The sequence below is a fragment of the Chrysiogenia bacterium genome (assembly GCA_020434085.1).
Taxonomy (GTDB): domain Bacteria; phylum JAGRBM01; class JAGRBM01; order JAGRBM01; family JAGRBM01; genus JAGRBM01.
The window spans coordinates 1-3,163 of sequence record JAGRBM010000437.1 but is presented as its reverse complement, the minus strand read 5'-3'; the positions used below and the strand labels follow the sequence as shown (position 1 = coordinate 3,163).

Below are 3,163 nucleotides of genomic sequence, written 5' to 3'. Positions count from 1 at the left end.
GTCACCGGTAACGGCGACGAAATGCCCGAGCCGCCGCAGCGACTCGACCACATCGGTTTTCTGGCGGGGCTCAACGCGCGCGAAAACCCGCGCACCATCGACCAGCCGGTCCAGTGCCTCATTCCCCTGTTCGCTCGCCGTGCGCAGCTCGGTGCCGGTCACCACGTGGGAGAAATCCTCGGCCAGCCCCAGCTCGCGGGAGATGGCGAACGCCGTGAGCGGGTGATCGCCCGTGACCATCGCCACCTCGATACCCGCCCGGTGACACTCGCGCACGGCCTCGCGCGCCTCGGGACGAAGCGGGTCGATGATTCCCACAAGGCCCAGAAAACGCAGCTCGTTCAGGTCATCAACGCCGAAGGCATCGGGTTCGAGACCTTCCATCTCCCCGGCGGCCAGCGCGATGACCTTGTAGCCCTCGGCTGCCAGGGCGCGCGCCTGTTCTTCGATCCCCGGCTGCGCAATCAGCTCCGTTCCGTCCGCACCCGCCATGGTGGTGCACATGGCCAGGACGCGCTCGAGCGCTCCCTTGACGAAGGCGGTGGGCACGCCCCCACGCCGGTGAAGGGAGGCGGCGAACTGGCGATCGGACTCAAAGGGGATCTGCGCGAGCTGGGGACAGGCATCCTCGGCCGCGATGCGGGTCATGCCCAGCTTGTGGGCGTAGACGAGCAGCGCTACGTCCACGGCGTCGCCGTGTGCGCTCCAGCTCCCGTCGCGTTTTCCGAAAAATCCCTCGTTGCACAGCGCGCCAGCCAGGGCGAGGTCTTCGGCCTGGTCGCGCTCCTGCCCCAGAACGGCCTTGCCCTCGTGAGTGAGATGTCCCTCCCCCGAGAGCCCCTCCCCGCTGATCTCAAAAACAGAACGGCCCGGCAATGCGATCCGCCGCACCGTGAGTTCGTTCATGGTGAGCGTGCCCGTCTTGTCCGAAGCGATGTAGGTGCATGATCCAAGCGCCTCGACCGCAACGAGCTTGCGAACAATGACGTTGCGCTTTGACATCCGCGAAACGCCGATGGCCAGGGCGACCGTGAGCGCGACGGGCAAGCCCTCTGGAATGGCCGAGACGGCCAGCGCCACGGCCACGACGAAGACTTCATGGGGCGAAGCCCCGCGCGCGAATTCGATGCCCGCCATCAGAACGATCACCACCCCCACTGCCATGGCAATGCGCTTGGTAAAGCGCTCCATGCGGGTGAGCAGTGGCGGCTTGCTCGAGCGGGCCCCGGTGACCGAAGCAGCGATGTGACCGAGTTCGGTATCGAGACCCGTGGCGACAACGAGCCCCTGCGCCCGGCCCCGGGTCACCAGAGAACCCGCATAGGCCATGTTTGCGCGATCACCCAGCGGGGTGTCGGCCTCGAGCCGCGCGTTTGCATCCTTGGACACGGCAACGGACTCACCAGTTAGAAGTGACTCATCAATTTCCAGGTTCGTCGCGCCGATCAGCCGCAGATCGGCCGGAACCTTCACGCCCGATTCGAGCAGGACGAGATCGCCGGGCACGAGTTCCTCGGCGTTGACCTCATATTCCTCACCACCGCGCAGCACGAATGCGCGGAGCTGGAAAAAACCGCGCAGCGCCTCGGCACTGCGCTCGGCGTTGTATTCCTGTACCGTGCCGATGGCGGCATTGATCAGCAGGACCGCCAGAATGAAACCGGCGTCGGAATACTCGCCCAGAAAGGCGGAAACCGCCGCGGCAACCATGAGCACATAAATAAGCGGATTGATGAACTGGTGAAGAATCACCACCGGCAGGGTGACCGGCTTGCCATGCGGCAAGGAATTAGGGCCCTCGCGCTCGAGCCGTGCGCGGGCCTCGCCGGGAGAAATTCCCTCGTGGGAACTCTCGAGCCCTTCGGTGACCTCATCAATCGAGCGAACATGCGCGTCGGCGATGTGCATGAGAGAATTCTATGGCATATCGGCTCAACCGCAAGCCCCCAAACGCAGCCGACGCGACGCTTCACAAGACGGGCTCCGCTTCTTATATATGTTTTTCAGCTCTGCCCGGTCAGTGTTTCGAGACCTGAAAGCGGTTCCACAGATTGATCATCGCAATGGCCGCGCCGATCTCCGCGATCTGCGTTTCATCGAAGTGCGCGCGGAGCGTTTCCCGCATAGCCGCGTAGTCAGTGCCCCGTTCGAGCCGCGTGAGGGCCTCGGTCCAGGCCAGTGCCGCCCGTTCGGCCTCGGTGAAGTCGCTCACATGCTCCCACACGATGAGCCGGTCGAGCCGCTCGCTGGTTTCGCCGTCCTGCCTCGCCTCGCGCGTGTGCATCTTCACACAGAACCCGCAGCCGTTGATCTGGGAGGCGCGAAGCTGAATCAGGTGGAGCAGCGGCCGCGGCACCGCCCCGCCGGAGAGCCCCTCGTGGACCTGCCCCAGCAGTTTGAAAAGTTCGGGAATCTCGCGCTCATAGGAAATCGTCTCGTTCATGGGCTGCCCCCGCGCCGAAGTGTCGGCGTTCGGGGAGTAGACGAGATGGGAGGCGGGTTTGTGACGTGGGGCTCGAGAACCTGCTTTAGAGTTCCCGTTCGTCCTGAGGAGCTTCGCAGCGCGAAGCGTATCGAAGGGCACAAGGGCCTGCGCTGCAATGAGTAGGGCCTGCAGCCCGTTTGTCCTTCGATACGCGGCCCTTCGGGCCGCACTCAGGACGAACGGGGTGCTAAACGCGCAGGCTCATCACTCCCCCACCCGGCAAACCATCACGATCGCGTCCTCCCCGTTGTCGGAGTAGTAGCGCGGGCGGATGCCGACGGGGGCAAAGCCCATCGATTGGTAGAGGGTCTGGGCGGGGATGCCGGATTTGCGCACTTCGAGGACGACGAGCTCGCATTCGCGGCCGCGGGCCTCGGCGAGCACGCGCTCGAGAAGCAGCCGTGCGGCGCCCTTGCGCCGGTGCTGGGGGGCGACGGCGATGTTGAGAAGGTGCAGCTCGTCTGCGACGAACCACACGACGGCATAACCCATGACCGGGCCGGTCACGCCGCCCTCGCGGGCGATGAAGGTGCGGGAGAATTTGAGCGCCAGCTCGCGCTCGAAGAAGTTGCGGCTCCAGGGAACGGGAAAGGACTCGTCCTCGATGGCCATCACCTCATCGAGGTCTTCGGGAGCCATGTCGAGCAGGTAGATCCGGTCGTCTTGTTGGCGGGTGGC

General features: G+C 64.9%; 3 protein-coding genes. All 3 read right to left on the bottom strand.

Going from position 1 to position 3,163, the window contains the following annotated elements; genetic code table 11:
* A partial coding sequence (locus KDH09_15050) for an HAD-IC family P-type ATPase (GenBank protein MCB0221013.1) occupies positions 1-1,908 on the bottom strand: 1,908 nt, incomplete at its 3' end.
* Between the two features lie 109 nt (positions 1,909-2,017).
* Positions 2,018-2,443 (bottom strand): carboxymuconolactone decarboxylase family protein, encoded by a 426-nt coding sequence (locus KDH09_15045; GenBank protein MCB0221012.1) that lies wholly within the window; start codon positions 2,441-2,443, stop codon positions 2,018-2,020.
* Positions 2,444-2,689: 246 nt separating this feature from the next.
* Entirely contained in the window at positions 2,690-3,124 is a 435-nt protein-coding gene (gene rimI, locus KDH09_15040; GenBank protein ID MCB0221011.1) for a ribosomal protein S18-alanine N-acetyltransferase, read from the bottom strand.
* Between the last annotated feature and the right edge of the window lie 39 nt (positions 3,125-3,163).

Bases quoted from the DNA above. Each gene is read 5' to 3' on its own strand.
- rimI (MCB0221011.1), bottom strand. From the start codon at position 3,124: ATGGCTCCCGAAGACCTCGATGAGGTGATGGCCATCGAGGACGAGTCC.
- KDH09_15045 (MCB0221012.1), bottom strand. From the start codon at position 2,443: ATGAACGAGACGATTTCCTATGAGCGCGAGATTCCCGAACTTTTCAAA.